The organism is Mycobacterium sp. NGS11, from assembly GCF_059813315.1.
The window spans coordinates 146,065-166,007 of record NZ_JCALEJ010000001.1 but is presented as its reverse complement, the minus strand read 5'-3'; the positions used below and the strand labels follow the sequence as shown (position 1 = coordinate 166,007).

The window sequence follows — 19,943 nt, the reverse complement described above, 5'->3', positions numbered from 1 at the left end:
CGGGCCCGTCGTGAGACAGATTGGTTCTGATCCATGCACTTTCAGCTCGACGCCGACACCCAGGCATATCGCGACGGAGTACGCCGCTACCTTGCGAAGGTCACGACGCCCGAGTCCGAAGAGCGGATCTACCGCAGCGGCGTTTCACACGACGACGATTTCGCCAAGGGGCTGGTGGACGAAGGTTATTTCGCCCCGAGCTGGCCGACCGAATTCGGCGGCCAAAACCGCGGCGCATGGGACGAGCAGGTCCTCCGAGAGGAACTCATGCATGCGGAGGCACCCATGTACCTCTCGGAGACCACTCGAATGGTGGCGTCGATCATCCGAACCGTTGGTACGCCGGAGATGAAAGACCGCATTCTCGGCCCTGCGATGAAGGGCGATATCACCATCGCACTGGGATTCACCGAACCCGAATGCGGCTCGGATGTCGCGGCGGCGACCACGAAGGCCGTGCGCGAGGGCGAGGAATGGATCATCAACGGCTCCAAGATGTTCACCACAAACGGTCACATCGCCGACTACGTGTTCCTGCTGGCACGCACGAGTCCCGACAAGCCCAAGCACAAGGGACTCACCATGTTCCTCGTCCCGCGCGATTCCGACGGATTCGAAGCCCAAGCGGTATGGACGCTTTCGGGTGAACGCACCAACGTCACGTTCTACAGCGACGTCCGTGTTTGCGACGAATGGCGCGTCGGCGATGTCGACGCCGGCTGGCAGGTAATGGGGCTGTCGTTGCAGGACGAGCACGCATCCGGGTGGGGACCGCATCTGTCTCGGCTGCTGCAGCACGTCGAGCAGTGGGCCGCGAACACTCAAGCCGACGACGGGTCACCACAGCTCACCAAGACAGACGTTCGGCGCCGAATCGCCAGGGTGGCAATGGAAGACGAGGTTTCGAGGCTGCTCCTGCGTCGCTGCGTCTGGATGACCGAGACCGGCCAGAACCCCGTAGCGGAGGGACCGATGTCCAAGGTGTTCAGCACCGAAGCGCTCGTGCGCGCCAGCCAGGACGTCATGGAGCTGGTCGGGCCGGACGCGGCGCGAAGCTACTTCGAGCCGACGGCGCCCGAGCAAGGCCGTTTCGAATATCTCGCGCGGTTCGCGCTGGGCACCACAATCTATGCCGGCACAAGCGAACTTCAGCGCTCCATCATCGCCCAGCGCGGGTTGGGGCTACCCCGTTAGCTTTCGAGGCCGGCGGCCCGTGGTTCGCTTCGCCGCTGCCTTGGCGGCCACGGCCTTGGGCTTGGTCTTGGCCGAATTCGCTGGCGGGGTGAGGGCTTGCTTGCACCAGGCCCATAACTGGTCCTCGGCGAGCTCTGCGCCCTTGACCCCCAGGTGGAAGACCCCTATTTGGGCGAGCGCAATGAGTGTCGAGTTCAGCAGCGTCGTCAACTGCGCTGGTGTCAAATCTTTTCTAATCAACCCGGCGCGCGAGCACGCGGTGAGGATCTTCGTGAGCAGCTTCTGATGCGGCTCCCAGATCTTCGCGAAGTCGGCAGGCCGCTCGATCTCCAAACTCAAGTTGTAGATCGTCATCACCCGTCCGCCGATCGCCTCGGATGACTCCGCCCGGGAGAGAAATCCCCGACAGAACGCCTCGAGTTGTTCCATCGGACCATCTGCCATTGCGACCTCGTGGCGGATAGCTTCGATGAACTGACTCGTGGCGTTCTCGTAAAGAGCGAGCAGGAGCTCTTCCTTGCCCGCGAAGTGTTGATAGAACGCGCGCAGGCTCAGGTTCGACCGGTCGATGAGGGTCTGGATGGTGAAATCGGCGCGCCCCGACTCCTCGACCAACTCCAGCGCAGTGGCAAGGAATCTCGAGCTGCGTGCCAGCGCACGGGCGCGCGCGGCGGAGAGACGCCGCTCTATCGTTCGTTCCTGCCAGCTGGTCGGCATCTCGTCGAGATCGGCGTCGACGATCTCGAGGCTGGCTTCGCTGTCCTGTCCGGGGCGCTTCTTCGCAGTCATGATTGCTTGAGAATACGCGTTCCCTGGCGGTTCGCCCAATCAACCTACACCGGTATGTTGGCCGGTCCTACGCAGCGTGCCGGTGTGGGACTGGCGGTCGCGCGGCCGTGCGATATTGTGGAAACGGTTATTCTCGTCTGCGGGCAATCAGCGTTTCGCAGGTGAAGCCCCTGCCTTCGAAGGAGTCAGCGTTGAGCACAGACATCCGAATTGTCTCGCCGGACGACCATTTGGTGGAGCCTGCCGATCTGTGGACCAGCCGACTGCCCGAGCGATATCGCGACATCGGACCGCGGATCGTTCGCACCCGCGGGCGGATGGATCCGTCGGTTACTTCCGATGTCGCTTTCGTCGAGGACGACGAGGGCCGCGACGCGGATATCTGGCATTACGAAGATGCGGTGATCCCGATCCCGCTGATCAGCGCGGCGGCCGGTTACGAACTCGACGAGCTCACCACCGACCCGATCACCTACGACGAGATGCGCCCGGGTTGCTTTCGCCCGGCAGACCGGCTCGCCGACATGGACATCGCGGGCATCGAGGCGTCGGCATGCTTCCCCAACACCCTCGTCCGCTTCTGCGGCCAACGCTTCCTGTACGGCAAGGACAAGGAGCTCGCCAAGCTCTGCGTTGAGGCCTACAACGACTTCCAGATCGATGAGTGGGGCGGCGGCTCGAACGGTCGGCTGATCCCGCTTGGCATCATCCCGCTGTGGGACGTCGAGCTCGCTGCGAAGGAGGTCGACAGGGTGGCCGCCCGTGGCATGCACGCGATCTGCTTCTCCGAGCTGCCTTCACGTCTGGATCTGCCGTCCATTCACAGCGGCTATTGGGACCCGTTTTTCGCGGCGTGCGAGCGAAACCAGGTCGGCATCATGCTGCACATCGGGTCGAGTTCGTCGCTCACGAAGTCCTCGCCCGACTCTCCGCATGTCGTCACCAGCGCGCTGATGGCGGTCAACTGCACCATCGCGATGGTGGACTGGTTGTTCTCCGGCAAGCTCAGGCAATTCCCGAATCTCAAGCTAGCCTTCGCGGAGGCGCAGGCAGGTTGGATTCCCTACTATCTGCAGCGCGTCGACGAGGTTTGGGAGGACCGGCGGGCGTGGGGCGGAATCCACCCGCTGCTAACCGAACCGCCGAGCACCCAAGTGCCCGGCCGCGTGTGGTTCTCCACGTTCGGCGATCCGGTCGCCTTCCGCATCCTCGACCTCGTCGGCGAGGACCAGCTCATGTTCGAGACCGACTACCCGCATAACGACACCAACTGGCCGCACAGCATGGAGGTCGCCAACAAGGCGACGGAGGGCCTGGACGAGGAGACCAAGCGCAAGGTGCTGTCGACCAACGCCAAGACGTTCTTTGGTATGGCGTAGCGTTCTGGAGTTGTTGCGCTACAACGCCTTCCACTCCGGCTTACGTTTCTCGAGAAAGGCGCGCGGGCCCTCGATGGCGTCCTTGGTCAGCGCCACCTTCATGCGGTAGTTCTCGGCGAGCAGTTCGGCTTCGTAGATGGGCAGTGTCAGCCCCTTGCGCACGGCCATCCGCGAGCCCCGCACCGCCAGCGGCGCATTCGAATTGACGACCTCGGCGATCTCCCACGCCCGATCCATGAGCGTGTCGTGGGAGACCACTTCGGTGAAGACTCCCAAGTCGTACGCACGCTGCGCGTCGAGTTGCTCGTGCTTGCCCATCAAGATCAGTCGCATGGCAACCGGCAGCGGCAGGATACGGGCCAGCCTCACCCCTTCGCGACCAGAGCTCACGCCGATGCTGACATGAGGATCCATCAACGTCGCGCGCTCGGACGCGATGGTGATGTCGGCGGTAGTCACCAAGTCCATCCCAGCGCCACAGGCGATGCCGTTCACCGCACAGATGATCGGCTTGGTCATCTGAAGCCAGGGCGGCGTTGCTTCCTGCGGCGCATCCCACTGCCGCATCGAGCTGAGGATGGGCTCCCCCTGGTTGTCGATCCCCGCCGCGTTCTCCATGTCATGGTCGGCTGCCTTGTTGACGTCGGCTCCGACGCACAGCGCGCGGCCGGCGCCGGTGATGATGACCGTCCAGATCTCTTGGGAGCGTTCGATTTCGGAGTACACCTCGGCGAGCTCCGCAATCATCTCGTCATTGATCGCGTTGAGCACCTCGGGCCGATTCAGCGTCACGCACGCGGTGTGACCCCGCACCTCGAATTCGAGGGTGTCGTAATCCGTCACCTGGTCGGACCCTCTTTCTCCAAAGCCGTTGTGGCGCTGGGACGAAATCCGAAAATCTCGCTGAATCTCTCACAGTAGCGCGGCCAGACATCGGGATTCAGCAACCGGGGCGGCATGCGACCCTCGAAAATCACCTGCCATTGGGTCGCGGTGGCGACGGCGATGTCGCGGGCGGCTTCCACGGTGATGCCCGCGACGTGAGGCGTTGCGACCACGTTGTCGAGTGCTAGCAACGGATTGTCATGCCGCGGCGGCTCTTCGTGGAACACATCAAGGCCCGCCCCGGCGATGTCGCCGGCGACCAGCGCGTCGTACAGCGCGGCTTCGTCGTGAACGGGACCGCGGGCGGTGGTGATGAAGAACGCCGACGATTTCATCGTGGCGAACTGTGTGGAACCGAACAAACCACGCGTCTCGGCCGTGAGTGGACAGGTGACCTGAACGAAATCGGAGCGCTCGATCAACTCGCCGAGCTCTACCAGGGTCACGCCCCGCTCGGCGGCGGTCGCTTCGTCGACATATGGATCGTGGGCCAGGATCTCCATCCCGAAGGGCGCGCACAACTCCACGAGGCGCCGGCCGATGGCGCCGAGGCCGACCACCCCGAGCGTCTTTCCGAGTAGCTGGCTGCCCCGCAAGGCCAGGCGGTCGCCGAGCGGCCCGCTACGTAGGGCACGGTCGGCAACGGTGATCTTCTTGGCGAGATCGAGCATGAAGCCCAGCGCATGCTCGGCGACGGCCTCCGCGCCCGGACCGGAGTTGTTGCACACCGCGATTCCGGCGCGTGTGCACGCCTCGACATCAATGACGTCATAGCCGGCGCCCGCCGAGCAGACGGCCAGCAGCTGATCGCAGCGTTGCACCAGGGCAGGCCCGACCAACCACTGTTCGCCCTCGAGGACGGCCGCCACGTCGGTGCGCGTGGCGACCTGGTATCCGTTGGCGGATTCCAATACCGCCCAACCGTCCTCAGTCGGCGCATTCAGGTCGAGTTTGACGACGTCGATGTCGGCCACCTCGAGGATGTCCCCGGCGACGGGGTCGGTCCATCGCTCGTAGACGATTCTCGGACTTGGGCTTTGGCTCATTGCTTGAGCTTGGGCTTCGCCTGCGCCGCCTTGAACATGTCGGCGAGTTCGGCGTTGACGTTCTTGTAGTCGTTTCGCGCGATCGAGCCGTCGCGGCCCGGGACCACGTCATATCCCAAGCGCAGGTCCTTGTTCTCCATGTGGAAGTACTCACGGCCGATCGGCAGGCGTCGGTCTTTGCGCGGCACCTCCATCCATGCGCGCAGGAAGCAGCGGGCCTTCTTCGGATCGTTGCTGCTGACGAAGTCGGAGCGAGAGTGGCACATCGCGAAGTTGTTGGCTACGGCCGCCTCGCCCGACTCGAGCCGGAACTCGACCTGCTGCTCGACGAGGATGTTGCGCAGCAATTCGATCGCCTCGGTCTGTTCGGGCGTGAACTCCCGGCCGAGGGTGTGCATCGCCGGCAGGATGCTGCTGTAGGTGAAGTTGATGCAAATCCGGCCGTCGATCTGCGAGAACACCGGGACGTCGTACGGTGTCACGTCCGGCTGGTCGTCGGGCTGCTCACTGCGCCGGTGGTGCGGAAAACCCTGATACAGCACGGGAAGCAGGTCGGGTCGCTCGTGGAGAATCCGGTTGTGCGCCGCCGGCCCGCTCGCGAATTGGCTTTCACCGCCGGTCGCCGCGGGGTAGACGCACAGCAGTGACAGGATGTCGGCGGCGTCGTTGTGCATGGCCAGCTCCGCCCGCGATTTGGTGCCACGCGCGGGCTGCACGCCGTTCGGCAGGATCTCCTCCTGCACCCGAACCATTCGGTGTCCGAACGAATTGTTGGATACCAGGTATCCCAGATGGGTGCAGAACGCCCAGTAGATGCGCTCGAGGTCGTCGATCGAATGTTGTTCGACCGGAAATCCACGCACGCACGCCAGGCCTTTACCGAACATCAGGTCCCGGTACAGCCTCGCCAGATCGTCATCAAGATCGGGGTGGCGGGCATCCTCGGGGGTGATGTCGTCGCGGTCCTTGTTCGACGTCTTGGCCAGAATCGACTCCAGGGCAGCCACATTGCGGGCCGAAAGGTCGAAAGCGAAATCGTCCTTGCTCGAGAAGTCGGCGCCGGTCCAGGACATCGAGTCGGCGACTTGCTCGGTATAGATCGCGGTGGGCATCCGTCCTCCTGTTGTGGCGGCGAGGCTTTCGGCTTCTCGGGGCTATTCGTCGTTGCTACCTGCGTGGCGCCCGTCGAGCTCTCGCAACGCACGTGCCCGGGCCTTCGCCGCCTCGGTCAACATCCCGATGTCCGTACCTGCCGAAATGAAACGCAGACCCAATTCTGTGAAGCGTTTCAACAGGTCAACGGACTTGATGCCGGCTATTCCCAGCGCCACGCCGTGTGCACGACAAGCCGCCGCGACCGATTCTACTGCATTGCGGAAATGATCATTCTCATAGTCGCCGTGGATGCCCATTTCGGCCGTCAGATCGCTCGGACCGAGAAGGATCATGTCGATACCCTCGACGCCCGCGATGGTGTCCGCGGAGTCGACCGCTTGCGGCGTCTCGATCATCACCGCGACCACCGTGCGACCCTCGAGGACAGCGGTGAGTTCGGCCGGTGACCTTGGCTGGTAACCGCTGACGGCATTGGGCCCGGAAATGGAGCGGTGCCCGATTGGAGGAAACCGCGCGGCACCCACGACGGCTGCTGCTTCTTCTTTCGAATTCACATGCGGCACAATCACTCCGGTTGCGCCGTTGTCGATGACGCGAGCGATGACACTCGGATCGTGAGACGGCACCCGAACCAATGCCGAGATGCCCGCTCCCAATGCGCTCGCGCAAAGCATGGCCGCCGTCTCCAGCGACGTGGAAGTGTGCTCGAGGTCGACGTAGACCGCGTCGTATCCACATGCTGCTGCGATCGCGGGGACATCGGGAGTGCGAGCGCTCATCAGCGCCAGACACAGCACCAGCTTCTCGCCGCGCAGTTCCTCCCGCAGTGGTTTCCGCACACGCTCACGGTAGCCGACTGAGAACGTTCATTCCACCAGGTCGTTAACGGCATTATCAATGTGGTAACCATTACGTATGTCCGCGAACCGGGTCGCTATCGTGGGCGCCGGCCTGTCGGATTGTGGGCGGGTGCCTGACAAGACCGCGATGGCGCTGATGGCTCAAGCAGCGCGCCGCGCCATCGCCGACGCCGGTCTGACGAAAGACGACGTCGACGGTTTCGGCGGCCACGGAACCCTGCTGCCCCCTGCCGAGGTGAGCGAGTACCTCGGCCTGCGACCGTCCTGGGTGGACGCGACCAATGTCGGTGGGTCGTCCTGGGAGGTCATGGCGGGGCACGCCGCCGACGCCATCGCCGCCGGCGTGATCGACGTGGCACTGCTGACATACGGATCAACGGCGCGGTCGGACGTCAAACGCCGCGTACGCGCATCGGCGGCGGCGATGAGCACCGGCGGCGCCATGCAGTACGAGGCCCCATACGGCGCCACCCTGATCGCAAAGTATGCAATGGCCGCTAGGCGTCACATGATCGAATACGGCACCACCGCAGAGCAATTGGCCGAAATCGCGGTCGCCGCCCACGAGTGGTCGGCGATGAACGACACCGCATTTGAGCGCGACCGGATAACTGTTGCCGACGTCGCCGCCGCGCCGATGCTCGCCGATCCTTTCACCTCCAAGCATGTGTGTCTGCGCACCGACGGCGGCGGCGCGGTGGTGCTGGCAAACGAGCGAGTGGCGAAGAATTGCGCCAAGGAGCCCATTTGGATTCTCGGTGCGGCCGACTCGACGTCGCATGTCAGCATGAGCGAGTGGGCCGACTTCACCACGTCGGCCGCGGCGCTGTCTGGTCCCCGCGCGTTCGCGCAAGCCGGTGTCGCGCCCGCCGACATCGATGTGTGTCAGCTCTATGACTCGTTCACGTCCACCGTGCTGCTCACGGTGGAGGATCTGGGTTTTTGCGCCAAGGGTGAGGGTGGGCCGTTCATCGCATCGGGTGCGCTGCGTCCGGGCGGGGCGTTACCTACCAACACCGACGGCGGCGGTCTGGCCTCTTGCCATCCCGGCATGCGGGGAATGTTTTTGATGGTCGAAGCGACCAGGCAGCTGCGCGGCGAATGCGGCGCCAGACAGGTTGACGACCCGCGTCTGGCATGCGTGCATGCGATGGGAGGCTTTTTCACCCATAGCGCCACGATGATCCTCGGGAGGCAGTAGATGGACGTGCCGGTGGCCGCGAACCGGCCAACGATCGACTCCGACAGCGAATCGTGGTGGCAGGCCATCCAGGATCGCCGACTGATGATCAACGCGTGTGCCGGGTGCGGCCAGAACTCGCTCTATGCGCGCGCGTTGTGCCCGCACTGCTGGAGCGAGGACGTCGCGCTGGCACCGGCGTCCGGGCGGGCACGGCTCTACACGTGGACCGTGGTGCACCAGAATGCGGCGCCCTTCGATGCGTGCACGCCGTATGTGGTGGCAATGGTGGATCTCGACGAGGGCCCCCGACTGATGACGGCTCTGGAAGACTGCCCGGCCGAAAGCCTCTGTGCAGAAATGGAACTCACCATCGCCTTTCGCGATGACGATGACGGCTTTGTTGTCCCGGTTTTCCGGCCGACCGGCAAATCGGAAGACTGAGACTCAACCACCTGCGGCGAGGCGGTCGGCAAGCGCCCGCGGCCGGCCCGCCGAGCGCGCAGCGAGCTTGTTGCGCTCGACCTTGCCGTTGGCGTTGACCGGCAGCGGCTCGTTCCAGAACACCAGTTCCTCGGGCAGCTTGTACTTGGGCAGTCCCGCCGAGATGAGCGCGTCGGTGACCTTCGCGAGTGACATGTCGACGTCGGCGTCGAGCACCATGGCAACGGCCAGTCGTTCGCCGGTCGCGGCGTCGGCCACCGAGTATGCCGCGCAGTTGCGCACCCCGGCGATTTTGGCGACGGCCTCCTCCACCTCGACGGCCGCGATCTTCAGTCCGTTGCGAATGATGATGTCTTTCAGGCGCCCGACGATGCGCACCCGGCCTTGCGACATCTCGGCCACGTCGCCGGTGCGAAACCAGTCGCCATCGAACGCCTGCGCGTCGTCATCGGGGTCGGTGTACCCGAGGAACGCATGCGGGCCCCTTATGCAGCACTCGGTCGGATTGGCTGCGGATCCGACCTTCACCTCGACATCATCCAACGCGACACCGTCGTCGGCGTGACGGACGTCCGCGGACTCCGACCGCAGACCAGACGTGCTCACTGGTACTTCGGACGAACCGTAGGCGCGCATCACAATGATCCCGAAGTCGTCTTCGATGCGGCTGACGATGCGCCGGTCCAGCACGGTCCCGCCCAAATAGACCGCTTGCAGCGGCACGTGCAACCCGCGCGCCACCGCCTCGTCGAGCAGTCTGTCCAGCAAGCGATCGGGTCCGCCGTACCACGTCGCACCCGACGAGACCAGCAGCTCACAGGTTTCGGCGGCATCCCAGTTGTCCTCGAGGATGACGGGTGCGCAGAGCATCGGCGCGATGAGCAACGCCTGCAGCACGCCAGTCACCGACGCGAGCGGACTGATGAGAAAAATCCGGTCTGCCGGGCCGAGTCCGGCCGCCGCGATGTAATTCGATGACGCCTTCATCAGCGTGCTCTGCGAGTGGATGACTCCCTTGGGCGCCGAGGTGGTTCCCGACGTGTAGAGCACGAGGCAGGGTTCGTCGGCTGCACGCTGGGATCCGTACACGCTCTGCGATGCGGCATCGTCCAAAGCGATCCATGCAAAGTGCGCGGACATCCCTTTCCGAGGGGCCGCAGGCCAATTCGGCGCGACCCCGAACTCAGCACCGGTGCGCGCGATGATGTCGGCCACCTGCGCCTCGCCGGCGCTGCGAGGCGCCAACAGGACCACGGCATCCAGGCGCATCGTCGCATGAACGGCAACCACTGAATCCACGTCGTTACCCACGACCACAACGGTCGGTGTCGAAGCTCCAACGCCCGAAGCCGCCAAAGCGCCGCATGCCGCATCGATGCGCGCGTCGAGCTCGGCATAGCTGAGCTCGACCCCCCGGGCGCACAGAGCCAGCTTCCCCGGATGTCGTGCCGCGGCAGCACGAACGATGTCGGCGGGCTGGCCCGACCAGTACCCGGCCTCACGGTATCGGTCCCGCAATGCCGTCGCGCGCCGCTGCGCACATTGCAAGAGAGCCGGCGCGCCCCTCATGGATGCCCTCCGATGCAAATGCTGGTTCTCACTGAGAGTAAATGTAGCCTCTCACCATGCCGTCAATGAATTTCGATGATCAGGTCGCCATTGTCACCGGTGCAGGGGGTGGCCTCGGCCGTTGTCATGCCCTTGAGCTCGCCCGCCGGGGCGCGCGCGTAGTGGTCAACGACCTGGGCAGCGCAGTGGACGGCACCGGTGCGTCAATATCGGCCGCGCAGGCGGTAGTTGACGAGATCACGTCGGCGGGCGGCACGGCGATCGCCAACGGCGACTCGGTCGCTACCGAAAAGGGCGGCGCGGCCATCGTTGCGGCAGCCATGGACGCATACGGACAGGTCGACATTCTCATCAACAACGCGGGAATTCTGCGTGACGCGGCATTCAAGAACATGACCGCCGATCAGGTGGATGCGGTCATTTCCGTCCACCTGTCCGGGGCGTTCCACGTCACCCGCGCCGTTTGGCCGGTCATGCGCGAGCGGAACTATGGACGGATAGTCCAAACGACCTCGGGTACCGGCTTGTTCGGAAACTTCGGGCAGGCCAATTACGGCGCGGCCAAGATGGGACTCGTCGGCATGATGCACGTGCTCGCCATCGAGGGAGCACGAAACGGCATCGCCATCAACGCGGTTGCCCCCATCGCAAGGACGCGCATGACCGAGACCATCATGGGCGAAGCCGCTAAGGCGATGGACCCTGAGTTGGTGACTCCGGTCGTGGTTTATCTGTCGCATCGCGACTGCGACCGCACTGCCCACATTTATTCGGTGGGAGCGGGCAAGGTGTCGCGGGTATTCATCGGCGTGACCAAAGGAATCGAGAACACCTCGCTCACTGCGGAATCCGTCGCTGAGGCGATCGACGAGATCGATGACGCCGCGACCTTCAGGATCCGCGGTGGGCCAGCCAAGGAGTGAGGATCAGCGGCCCAAGAACCGCGGTTCGCGGCGCTCCGCGAACGACCGCAGGCCCTCCTGAAGATCGGTGGTGCGCGACACCGCCTCCTGTGCCCACGCCTCCTGCTGAAAAGCTCGATCACGGCCGGACTCCGAGGAAACCAAGAGCAGTCGCTTGGTGTGCCCGAGCATCACCGTCGGGCCGGCGGCAAGCCGGCTGACCAGCTTCTCTGCCTCCGCGCCCGTAACGTCCGGTGCGGCCACGCGGTTGACCAGTCCCAACCGCTCACAGGCGGCGGCGTCAACGGGTTCGCCGAGCATCAGCAGCTCGGTGGCCTTACGCAGCCCCACGATCCTCGTCAGCAGATGGATGGCGCCGGAATCAGGCAGCACCCCGCGATGCACGAACGCCGCGACAAGCTTTGCCTCCGTGGACATGACGACGAGATCGCATGCGAGCACCAGGCTGATTCCTGCACCGGCCGCGGTTCCCGTCACCGCAGCGACCACCGGCTTATCGCAGTCGAGGATCGATGCGACCAGCCTCTGCCATCCGTTCTGCAGCATGCGAGCAACGTCCCCTGATCGCTTGCCGGCAACCGGCGGCTGGGGCGCTGATCCAGCGGGCAACCCGGCCCCCGCGCAGAAATGCCGCTGCCCAGTCGCGCCCAGTAACACCGCGCGCACCGCTGGGTCGTCGCCAGCGCGCTGAAAAGCCTCGGTCAGCGCGTCACGAGCCAACGGTGACAACGAATTTCCCACATCAGGCCGGTCGATGGTGATGCGACAAACGCCGTCCGCACCAACGGCCTCCAGGATCCCTGGCTGCTGCTCACTCAACTCACTCACCCCTGCCGTTAACGGCGTTTCCGCTTTTCGGGTATCTTAATTTCCACAGTTGTCCGGGCCACGATATTCGCCAGAACTGAGGAGGCGCGCCATGACCCGCTCTTCTCAACCGGGCCAAATCACCGATGAGGGGCTGGCCAGGTTGCGTGGCACCATCGGCATCGCCGTTCCGCACACCCAGCCACCGCACTACGTCCGCCCCAACGAGGACACCTTCCGCCACGTCGCCGAAGCCTACGGTGACGCCAATCCCATGTGGACCGATCCGGATTACGCCGCAAAGTCGGTGTGGGGTGAATCGATCGCGCCGCCGGCACTGGTCGGTGGTGACACGTTGATCGGCGAAGACGAAGTCACCGAGCTCTCCGAGGAGGACCGGGCCCTGACCAAGGGCGACCCGCTGCGCGGGGTGCACGCGTTTTACGCGTCGTCCGCACGAGAGTGGTGGGCTCCGCTGCGGGCCAACCACCGGGTATTCAGGCGCAACGCGCTAGTCGCCGCGATCGACAAGAGCAGTGAGTTCGCCGGTCGGGCGATTCACGAATGGTCGGCGCAAGTCTTCCGGGACGACGAGGGCACCATTCTCGGCGGCCAGTACCGCAACATGATCCGCACTGAGCGCAGCAAGGCTCGCGGCCGCAAGAAATACGAGTCGATCCAACTCAAGACCTGGACAGCCGAGGAGATCGCCGAGATCGACGAACGCTACGCGCGGGAATCCCCACGTGGTGCTGAACCGCGGTGGTGGGAAGACGTCGACGAGGGCGACGCCGTCGGCACGTTGACCAAGGGACCGCTCACCGTCACCGACATGGTCTGCTGGCATGTCGGCATGGGCACCGGTATGTACGGGGTCCGTCCCCTGCGGTTGGCGTGGCGCAACCGGCAACGCATTCCCCGCTTTTACACCCCGAACGACCGCGGTGTACCCGATGCGCAGCAGCGCGTGCACTGGGAACCGGACGCGGCCCGAAATGCCGGCAACCCCACCACTTTCGACTACGGCCGGATGCGTGAGACGTGGTTGATCCATCTGTGCACGGACTGGATGGGGGACGACGCCTGGTTGTGGAAGCTGGACTGTGAGTTCCGGTTGTTCAACTACGTGGGTGATTTGCACACAATCACCGGCACCGTGACTCGAAAGTACCTTGCCGAAGGCGAGCGCCCCGCCGTCGATGTCGAACTCGCGGCGACCAACCATCGCAGCGAGATCACCACACCGGGACACGCGACCATCCTGTTACCCAGCCGGGACCGCGGTCCGGTCCGGCTGCCGGATCCGCCCGGCGGAGCGACGAACCTGACGGATCTGCTCGCGGCCGTGTCGGCTGAATTCGCAGAACGGTGACAGCTGCCGTGAAATATGCGAGCGTTCCCGGGCTTTCGGCCGAGCAGCAGGGCCCGGTGCTGTGCCTCACCCTGGACCGCGCTGAGCGTCGCAACGCCGTCAATGACACGATGCTCGACGCATTGATCGAATATCTCGCCACCGCAGGGGTCGATGAGGCGGTGCGTGTCATCCACATCGACGCCGACGGACCGGACTTTTGCGCGGGATCCGATCTCATCGCGAACAACGCGAAGTCGGAGCGAAAACCGCGGGTGGGCAGTACTCAGCGCCGGCTACCGAACAAGGCCAACCGGCTCATCCCGTTGATGCTGGAGACACAGGTGCCGATCGTCGCGGTGGTCCGCGGCTGGGCGGCCGGGTTGGGGTTTCACATCGCGTTGGCGTCCGACTTCTGCCTGGCCGCCGACGACGCTCGGTTCTGGGAACCGTTCATGGCCCGCGGGTTCACACCGGACAGCGGCGCCGCATGGTTGCTGCCACGCCTAATCGGGATGGTGCGTACCAGACAGTTACTGATGCTCGGCGAGGAGATCTCCGGCGCCACCGCGGCCGACTGGGGCATCATCCACCGCGCTTACGCACCCGAGCAATTGACCTCTGGCGCGGAGCAGCTTGTCGCCAAACTCGGTGAGGCGCCCACGGTTGCCCTCGGGCTCACCAAGTGGCTGCTGCACAGCGGCAACGGGCTCGATCTCGACCGCCATCTCCAGAACGAGGCCCTCGCGCTGGAATTGTCGAGTCGCAGTGACGATTTCAAAGAGGGCCTGGCGGCCTTCCGTGACAAGCGCGACGCAAAGTTCCAGGGCCGATGAAGGCCGCTGCGAGATCATGACCCGCTTGCCGATCACCCCCGACTCCTCCGCCGCCGCCGCCGTCGAGGCGGTGCGGCAGTGGATCGATGCGGAGGTGCCCGCAGCGTGGCGGGCGGCCGCCGCCGAGGGGCCTGCAGCCCTGCGGAGGGTCCGCACCGCGGCCGATTACCGGGATTGGTATCCGGCATTCGCCGACTCGGGACTGGTTGCGCCGACCTGGCTTCCGGAGCACGGTGGCCTCGGCGTCGACAACGACACCGCACATGCGATTGAGGCGGTTCTCGCCCCGCTCCGGCTCACGCGGCTGAATCCCTTGGGGCTCAACAACGCCGCGGCGGCGTTGTTCAGTCACGGCACCGAGGAACAGCGGCGGCGATTCCTGCCGCCCATTGTCCGCAACGAAGAGAAGTGGTGTCAGCTTTTCAGCGAGCCCGGGGCAGGTTCCGATCTCGCGTCGTTGGCGACCCGCGCCGTACGCGACGGCGATCACTGGGTGATCTCGGGACAGAAGGTGTGGACCACGTGGGCGGACGAGGCGGACTTCGCGGTCCTGCTGGCGCGCACCGATCCGGATCAGCCTAAACACCAGGGCATCACCTACTTCCTGCTCGACATGCACCAACCGGGCGTCGACGTGCGACCGCTACGCCAGATCACTGGCGAAGCGGAGTTCAACGAAGTCTTCCTCGACGGCGCGCGGGTGCCCGACGAGCATCGGGTCGGGGAGATCAACGACGGCTGGCGAGTTAGCGCGTCGACCCTGTCCAGTGAGCGGCAGATGGTTTCCGGATCGGGATCCGGTGGTATGGGCCGCCTCGGTGGTTTCGGCGCCGAGCGATTGATCTCCCTGGCCCAAGAAATCGGGCGTTGGGACGACCCCGTGGTCCGAGGCAAGGTCATGCGTCTGTGGGCGCAGGAGCAGATCCGTGGCTGGACCAATGCGCGCGTGCGCGCAGCACTTTCGGCCGGCCAGTCGCCCGGTGCGGCGTCCTCGATCGGCAAGGTCCATCAGGCCACACTCAATCAACAGATCCAGGATCTGATGCTCGATTTGCTGGGCACCGCCGCGGTGGCGTGGCCGGCGACCGGCGATCCTGATGCGTTGCCCCGGGAGGTGCAAGGCATGCTGCGCAGCCTGGCCAACGCCACCGAGGGCGGCACGACCGACATCAACAAGAACATCCTCGGCGAGCGTGTGCTCGGGCTGCCCAAGGAGCCTGATCCGTGGAAGGGTAAGCCCTGGAAAGAAATTCCACGCTCGTGAGCGGTTACGAGCGGCTGATCGTCGAGAAGTGCGACTCCGTAGGCTGGCTGATCCTGAACCGGCCGGATGCCGGCAACGCGTTCGATGCACTGATGCTCGACGAACTCGAGGCCGCATGGGCCGAGTTGGATGCCGACCGCGACGTGCACGTGATCGTCAATGCCGCCAACGGCAAGGCGTTCTGCACCGGCATGGACGTCGTGCAGGTGGCTCGCGACAAGGCGGCCATGCGGCGGCACTCGCGCCGGACCAGGGACGCCGAGCTGAAGATCTCGTCGTGGCACTGCGAGGTGTGGAAGCCGGTGATCGCGGCGGTCAATGGGGTGTGCGCTGGCGGGGGCCTGCACCTGGTTGCCGACGCCGACATCGTGATCGCCGCCGAACAGGCTTCGTTCGTCGACCCGCATGTCTCGGTCGGGCAAGCAGTCGCGTACGAGGCGATCACACTGCTGCGCAAATCACCGATGGAGGCGATCACCCGGATGACGCTGAGCGGTGCGGGCGAGCGTATCTCGGCGCAGCGGGCATACGAACTGGGCATCGTCTCGGACGTAGTGTCAGCCGATCAGCTTCGGGCGACCGCCGGCCGGCTGGCCGCCGGTGTCGCAACCAACTCCCCTACCGCGATGCGCGCCACCAAGAAAGCATTGTGGCATTCCCTCGAAGTCGGCCTGTCCGCAGCCAAACGTGCCGCCAGCGAGGAGATTTGGCGGTTGCGCAACCACCCCGACCATGCCGAGGGCGTACGCGCCTGGCGTGACAAGCGATCCGCGCGCTGGCAGCCGCTCGACCCCGCGGAGGTTTCGTGACCTATCAGAGGCTGCTCGTGGAGCGGCGCGGCCCGGTCGGCTGGATCATCAACAACCGGCCCGATCGACTCAATGCGTACGACGCGACGATGCGCGCGGAGTTCCCGAGGGCATGGGCGGAATTGGACACCGACCCCGGTGTGCGGGTCATCGTGCACACCGGCAATGGCAGGGCCTTCCAGGTTGGCGCCGACGTCGAGGACCTGGACGGCGAGGCGGTGCAGCAGTTCCAGGAGTCGATGCGCACGCTGGACCTCAAGTTGACCGGCTGGCATTGCAACGTCGGGAAGCCCATCATCACCGCCGTCAATGGAGTGTGCGCCGGCGGCGGACTGCATTGGGTTGCCGACGCCGACGTCGTCATCGCGTCATCGGACGCGACCTTCGTCGACCCCCACGTCTCCATCGGTCAGGTCAGCGCGTTGGAGACGATCGCCCTGATGCGAAAGATGCCCGCCGAGGCGGTGTTGAGGATGGCGCTCGTCGGCAGCCATGAACGTCTGACCGCCCAACGCGCCTACGAGCTCGGGATGATCAGCCAGATCGTCGACCCGCCCGACAGGCTCCGCGACGTCGCACAGGAACTGGCCGAGAAGATCGCGATGAACTCACCCGCGGCGATGCGGGCGACCAAGCGCGCGTTGTGGGGAGCGCTCGAATACGGCTTGACCGATGCGTGCCGAGCGGGTGCCAACCACTTGACGTCGATGTGGGGCCATCCCGACCAAAATGAGGGACCACAGGCGTTCGCCGACAAGCGCACTCCCAATTGGCTACCGCTGGAGCCTGACTCGTGAGTCTTGCCGCGCTGCTGGCCAGCCTGCCCGATACGGCCGTGCACACGTTGACCACCGATGTCTCGCGCGACGACCTCAGCGTGAGCGCGGACCGCCTGGCCGCAATACTCGACGAAGCCGGTCTGGTGACCGGACAAGTCATCGCGGCGATGCTGCCCAATGACGCAGGCACGGTCGCCGCACTGTTCGGGACGTGGCGTGCCGGTGGGGTTTACACACCACTCAACCCCCGGGCCGCCGACGCAGAGGTGGCGTCCCAACTCGCGACATTGCGGCCGGCGGTGGTGATAACGACACCCGAACTGGCCCATCGGTTCTCGGCGGCCGAGTTGCCGGTGGTGACCGGATCGAACTTGATGTGGTCGCTCTCGCCATCGTCTGTACAACCGCCCGATCCGCGGCAGTACGACACGGATGTTGCGCTGCTGCAGTTCACGTCGGGAACCACCGGGCCGCCGAAGCCGGTGCCGCTGCGTCATGCAACGGTGCTCGACCTGATCGACCGGCTGTTGGCCAAGCTCCGCGGAGCAAAATCTGCTGCTGCGAAGACGCACCGGACGCCGATGCCGAACCTCGTGCCGCTCTCACTGTCCTTATGGGCCGGCATCTACCAGGTGCTGTTCGCCTTTCGGGCGGGCTCGGGGGTCGTGCTGATGGACAAGTTCTCACCCGCCGAGTTCGCCGCGCTGGTCAAGCGACACCGGTTGCGCTCCACGGTTTTGCCCCCCGCCGCCTTGACGATGGTCCTGCACGACGAGTCGGTGACCGACCTGTCGCCGCTGAAGATCGTGCGATCGATCACCGCTCCCCTTTCCCCCGTGCAAGCCGGACGGTTCCGGGACAAGTTCGGCGTGATCGTCCTCAACTCCTACGGCCAAACCGAACTCGGTGGCGAGGTCGTCGGATGGTCGGCCGCCGACGCCCGGGCATGGGGCGAGACCAAGCTCGGCTCGGTTGGCCGCCCCCTACCCGGCATCGATGTCACGATCGCCGACGACGAGGTGATGGTCCGCACGCCGACGACCGCCGCCCGCAAGATCGACCCGGCCTTCCTCGACAGGCTCACCGATGACGGCTGGTTTCACACCGGTGACCTCGGGTGGTTCGACGACGACGGGTTCCTGTGGCTGGACGGCCGAGTGTCGGACATGATCAACCGCGGTGGGCTGAAGGTCTTCCCGGGCACGGTGGAGGACGTACTGCTGGCCGCCGAGGGGGTACGCGACGCGGCGGTGGTCGGGATTCCAGACGAGAGACTCGGCGAGGCGCCCTGGGCGTTCGTCGCCCGTCACGCTCCCGGCCTGTCCGAAGACGACCTGATCGCCTGGTGCCGCCAGCGTCTGACGCCCTACCGCGTGCCTGTGCGGGTGGTGTTCGTTGATGAGCTGCCGCGCAACGACGTCGGCAAAGTCGTGAAACGCGAGCTTGCCGCCATGGCCAGCGCCCGGTAGCGGCCGAATACAGCCGTTTGCTATCTTGAGAATCAACATTCTCAGTCAGGTTGGAGGCACTGGTGACCGACGGAAGATCCATCGAGGTCTGGGACGCCGACAACCACATGTACGAAACCATCGACGCCTACACGCGCTACTTGCCGGAGAAATATTCCGAGGCGCTGAAATTCGTCGACGTGAACGGCCGCAAGAAGCTGCAGATCCTCGGCGTGGTCACCGAGTGCATCCCGAATCCGACCTACGAGGTGATCCCGACGCCGGGCGCGTGGGCCGACTATTACCGCGGCATCAATCCCGAGGGCAAGTCCTTGCGGGAACTGGCCGAGCCTATCCGCTGCCCCGACGCGTTCCGACGTCCGGACCTGCGGCTGGAGCTGATGGACACCCAAGGTGTCGACGGCGCGATGATGTTCCCGACCACGGCGGGGATGCTCGAGGAACGGACCAAGTCCGACACCGAACTGACCCACGTGGTGACGCATGCCTTCAACCGCTGGCTGCTCGACGACTGGACTTTCAATTACCAAGATCGCATCTTCCCCGTGCCCGCGATCTCGCTTAACGATCCCGCCCAAGGCGTCAAGGAACTCGAGTGGTGCCTGGAGAAGGGAGCCAGGACCGTGCTGATCCGGCCGGCCCCGGTACCGCGTGCAGACGGCACGTCCCGCTCGCCCGCGCTCCCTGAATTCGACGACTTTTGGCGGCTCGTGGAGTCATCGGGCATCTCAGTGCAGATGCACAACTCGGACTCCGGCTACGACCGTTACGTCGACGATTGGGAAGGCGGCGACGAGTTCCAGGGGTTCCAGCTCACCAAGCTTCGCGGGTTCGTCTACGAAGAGAGCCGCCACATCTTCGACACGCTTGCGGCATTCATCGCTCATGGAGTGTTCGAGCGCTTCCCCGGCCTGCGCATCGGTGTGGTCGAGAACGGCGGATCGTGGGCTCAGCGGTTGATGGAGGTGTTCGATCGGGTTTACCGCAAGAAGCCCAAGGACTTCAGCGAACACCCCTGCGACGTCTTCCGCAGGCACGTTTGGGTCAACCCGTTTCATGAAGAGGACATGTCACACCTCATCGACGTGCTCGGCGCTGACCGGGTGATGTTCGGTTCGGACTTTCCGCATCCGGAGGGACTCGCCCACCCCGCGGATTTCGTCAACGAACTCGCGAACCTTCCCGCCGACACCACAGCACGGGTCATGGGCGGCAATTTGAAGCAGCTCATCGGCCTCTAGGG

At 64.9% G+C, this 19,943-nt stretch carries 19 protein-coding genes; 12 read left to right on the top strand and 7 right to left on the bottom strand.

Going from position 1 to position 19,943, the window contains the following annotated elements; all coding sequences use genetic code 11:
- Positions 1–33: 33 nt before the first annotated feature.
- Positions 34–1,194 (top strand): acyl-CoA dehydrogenase family protein, encoded by a 1,161-nt coding sequence (locus AC5Y4T_RS00835; RefSeq protein ID WP_499951587.1) that lies wholly within the window; start codon positions 34–36, stop codon positions 1,192–1,194.
- Here the strand turns inward: AC5Y4T_RS00835 and AC5Y4T_RS00830 are convergent.
- A complete protein-coding gene (locus AC5Y4T_RS00830) occupies positions 1,183–1,983 on the bottom strand; it encodes a TetR/AcrR family transcriptional regulator (RefSeq protein ID WP_499951585.1) in 801 nt (266 codons plus the stop codon). The two genes, AC5Y4T_RS00835 and AC5Y4T_RS00830, sit on opposite strands and share 12 nt — an antisense overlap.
- A gap of 191 nt (positions 1,984–2,174) precedes the next feature.
- Here AC5Y4T_RS00830 and AC5Y4T_RS00825 point away from each other — a divergent pair, with 191 nt between their 5' ends.
- Complete coding sequence (locus AC5Y4T_RS00825) at positions 2,175–3,362, top strand: amidohydrolase family protein (RefSeq protein ID WP_499919996.1); 1,188 nt, start codon at positions 2,175–2,177, stop codon at positions 3,360–3,362.
- 18 nt (positions 3,363–3,380) lie between these two features.
- Here the strand turns inward: AC5Y4T_RS00825 and AC5Y4T_RS00820 are convergent, their stop codons facing one another.
- Genes AC5Y4T_RS00820 through AC5Y4T_RS00805 form a run of 4 tightly spaced genes read right to left on the bottom strand, consistent with a single transcriptional unit; the run spans position 3,381 to position 7,197 of the window.
- On the bottom strand, positions 3,381–4,205 hold the full coding sequence (locus AC5Y4T_RS00820; RefSeq protein WP_499948567.1) for an enoyl-CoA hydratase/isomerase family protein: 825 nt from the start codon (positions 4,203–4,205) through the stop codon (positions 3,381–3,383).
- Positions 4,202–5,293: a hydroxyacid dehydrogenase gene (locus AC5Y4T_RS00815; protein WP_499951584.1), complete on the bottom strand. Its 1,092-nt coding sequence runs from the start codon at positions 5,291–5,293 to the stop codon at positions 4,202–4,204. Before AC5Y4T_RS00815 ends, AC5Y4T_RS00820 begins: the two co-directional genes overlap by 4 nt.
- Positions 5,290–6,405: a TauD/TfdA family dioxygenase gene (locus AC5Y4T_RS00810; protein WP_499919993.1), complete on the bottom strand. Its 1,116-nt coding sequence runs from the start codon at positions 6,403–6,405 to the stop codon at positions 5,290–5,292. Before AC5Y4T_RS00810 ends, AC5Y4T_RS00815 begins: the two co-directional genes overlap by 4 nt.
- 42 nt (positions 6,406–6,447) lie before the next feature.
- Positions 6,448–7,197, bottom strand: coding sequence for an HpcH/HpaI aldolase family protein (locus tag AC5Y4T_RS00805; RefSeq protein ID WP_499951969.1), 750 nt, complete (start codon positions 7,195–7,197; stop codon positions 6,448–6,450).
- Positions 7,198–7,324: 127 nt separating this feature from the next.
- Here AC5Y4T_RS00805 and AC5Y4T_RS00800 point away from each other — a divergent pair, with 127 nt between their 5' ends.
- Both AC5Y4T_RS00800 and AC5Y4T_RS00795 read left to right on the top strand, forming a co-directional pair.
- Positions 7,325–8,470, top strand: a complete 1,146-nt coding sequence (locus tag AC5Y4T_RS00800; RefSeq protein WP_499951583.1) for an acetyl-CoA acetyltransferase — start codon at positions 7,325–7,327, stop codon at positions 8,468–8,470.
- Positions 8,471–8,893 carry a Zn-ribbon domain-containing OB-fold protein gene (locus AC5Y4T_RS00795; RefSeq protein ID WP_499948571.1) on the top strand — a complete coding sequence of 141 codons (423 nt, stop codon included), beginning with the start codon at positions 8,471–8,473 and terminating at the stop codon, positions 8,891–8,893.
- Between the two features lie 3 nt (positions 8,894–8,896).
- Here AC5Y4T_RS00795 and AC5Y4T_RS00790 read toward each other — a convergent pair whose 3' ends face one another.
- Entirely contained in the window at positions 8,897–10,411 is a 1,515-nt protein-coding gene (locus AC5Y4T_RS00790) for a class I adenylate-forming enzyme family protein (protein ID WP_499951967.1), read from the bottom strand.
- Between the two features lie 107 nt (positions 10,412–10,518).
- Between AC5Y4T_RS00790 and AC5Y4T_RS00785 the strand changes: the two genes are divergently transcribed.
- On the top strand, positions 10,519–11,385 hold the full coding sequence (locus AC5Y4T_RS00785) for an SDR family NAD(P)-dependent oxidoreductase (protein ID WP_499919988.1): 867 nt from the start codon (positions 10,519–10,521) through the stop codon (positions 11,383–11,385).
- A 3-nt stretch (positions 11,386–11,388) separates the two neighbouring features.
- Here AC5Y4T_RS00785 and AC5Y4T_RS00780 read toward each other — a convergent pair whose 3' ends face one another.
- Positions 11,389–12,213, bottom strand: coding sequence for an enoyl-CoA hydratase/isomerase family protein (locus AC5Y4T_RS00780; protein ID WP_499951581.1), 825 nt, complete (start codon positions 12,211–12,213; stop codon positions 11,389–11,391).
- A gap of 91 nt (positions 12,214–12,304) precedes the next feature.
- On the opposite strand from AC5Y4T_RS00780, the gene AC5Y4T_RS00775 reads away from it, so the two are divergent.
- The 7 genes from AC5Y4T_RS00775 (at position 12,305) to AC5Y4T_RS00745 (ending at position 19,941) form a co-directional block, all read left to right on the top strand.
- Entirely contained in the window at positions 12,305–13,564 is a 1,260-nt protein-coding gene (locus AC5Y4T_RS00775; protein WP_499951578.1) for a hotdog family protein, read from the top strand.
- 8 nt (positions 13,565–13,572) lie between these two features.
- Positions 13,573–14,379 carry an enoyl-CoA hydratase/isomerase family protein gene (locus tag AC5Y4T_RS00770; RefSeq protein WP_499951576.1) on the top strand — a complete coding sequence of 269 codons (807 nt, stop codon included), beginning with the start codon at positions 13,573–13,575 and terminating at the stop codon, positions 14,377–14,379.
- Between the two features lie 16 nt (positions 14,380–14,395).
- Positions 14,396–15,643 (top strand): acyl-CoA dehydrogenase family protein, encoded by a 1,248-nt coding sequence (locus AC5Y4T_RS00765; protein ID WP_499951574.1) that lies wholly within the window; start codon positions 14,396–14,398, stop codon positions 15,641–15,643.
- Entirely contained in the window at positions 15,640–16,452 is an 813-nt protein-coding gene (locus AC5Y4T_RS00760; protein ID WP_499951572.1) for an enoyl-CoA hydratase/isomerase family protein, read from the top strand. Before AC5Y4T_RS00765 ends, AC5Y4T_RS00760 begins: the two co-directional genes overlap by 4 nt.
- Positions 16,449–17,249 carry an enoyl-CoA hydratase/isomerase family protein gene (locus AC5Y4T_RS00755; protein WP_499951569.1) on the top strand — a complete coding sequence of 267 codons (801 nt, stop codon included), beginning with the start codon at positions 16,449–16,451 and terminating at the stop codon, positions 17,247–17,249. The genes AC5Y4T_RS00760 and AC5Y4T_RS00755 overlap by 4 nt, the downstream gene beginning before the upstream one ends.
- Complete coding sequence (locus tag AC5Y4T_RS00750) at positions 17,246–18,700, top strand: class I adenylate-forming enzyme family protein (RefSeq protein ID WP_499951567.1); 1,455 nt, start codon at positions 17,246–17,248, stop codon at positions 18,698–18,700. The genes AC5Y4T_RS00755 and AC5Y4T_RS00750 overlap by 4 nt, the downstream gene beginning before the upstream one ends.
- A 107-nt stretch (positions 18,701–18,807) precedes the next feature.
- On the top strand, positions 18,808–19,941 hold the full coding sequence (locus tag AC5Y4T_RS00745) for an amidohydrolase family protein (RefSeq protein WP_499951965.1): 1,134 nt from the start codon (positions 18,808–18,810) through the stop codon (positions 19,939–19,941).
- The last annotated feature ends 2 nt before the right edge of the window (positions 19,942–19,943 follow it).

Bases quoted from the DNA above. Each gene is read 5' to 3' on its own strand.
- AC5Y4T_RS00835 (WP_499951587.1), top strand. From the start codon at position 34: ATGCACTTTCAGCTCGACGCCGACACCCAGGCATATCGCGACGGAGTA.
- AC5Y4T_RS00830 (WP_499951585.1), bottom strand. From the start codon at position 1,983: ATGACTGCGAAGAAGCGCCCCGGACAGGACAGCGAAGCCAGCCTCGAG.
- AC5Y4T_RS00815 (WP_499951584.1), bottom strand. From the start codon at position 5,293: ATGAGCCAAAGCCCAAGTCCGAGAATCGTCTACGAGCGATGGACCGAC.
- AC5Y4T_RS00810 (WP_499919993.1), bottom strand. From the start codon at position 6,405: ATGCCCACCGCGATCTATACCGAGCAAGTCGCCGACTCGATGTCCTGG.
- AC5Y4T_RS00800 (WP_499951583.1), top strand. From the start codon at position 7,325: ATGTCCGCGAACCGGGTCGCTATCGTGGGCGCCGGCCTGTCGGATTGT.
- AC5Y4T_RS00795 (WP_499948571.1), top strand. From the start codon at position 8,471: ATGGACGTGCCGGTGGCCGCGAACCGGCCAACGATCGACTCCGACAGC.
- AC5Y4T_RS00785 (WP_499919988.1), top strand. From the start codon at position 10,519: ATGCCGTCAATGAATTTCGATGATCAGGTCGCCATTGTCACCGGTGCA.
- AC5Y4T_RS00775 (WP_499951578.1), top strand. From the start codon at position 12,305: ATGACCCGCTCTTCTCAACCGGGCCAAATCACCGATGAGGGGCTGGCC.
- AC5Y4T_RS00765 (WP_499951574.1), top strand. From the start codon at position 14,396: ATGACCCGCTTGCCGATCACCCCCGACTCCTCCGCCGCCGCCGCCGTC.
- AC5Y4T_RS00745 (WP_499951965.1), top strand. From the start codon at position 18,808: ATGTACGAAACCATCGACGCCTACACGCGCTACTTGCCGGAGAAATAT.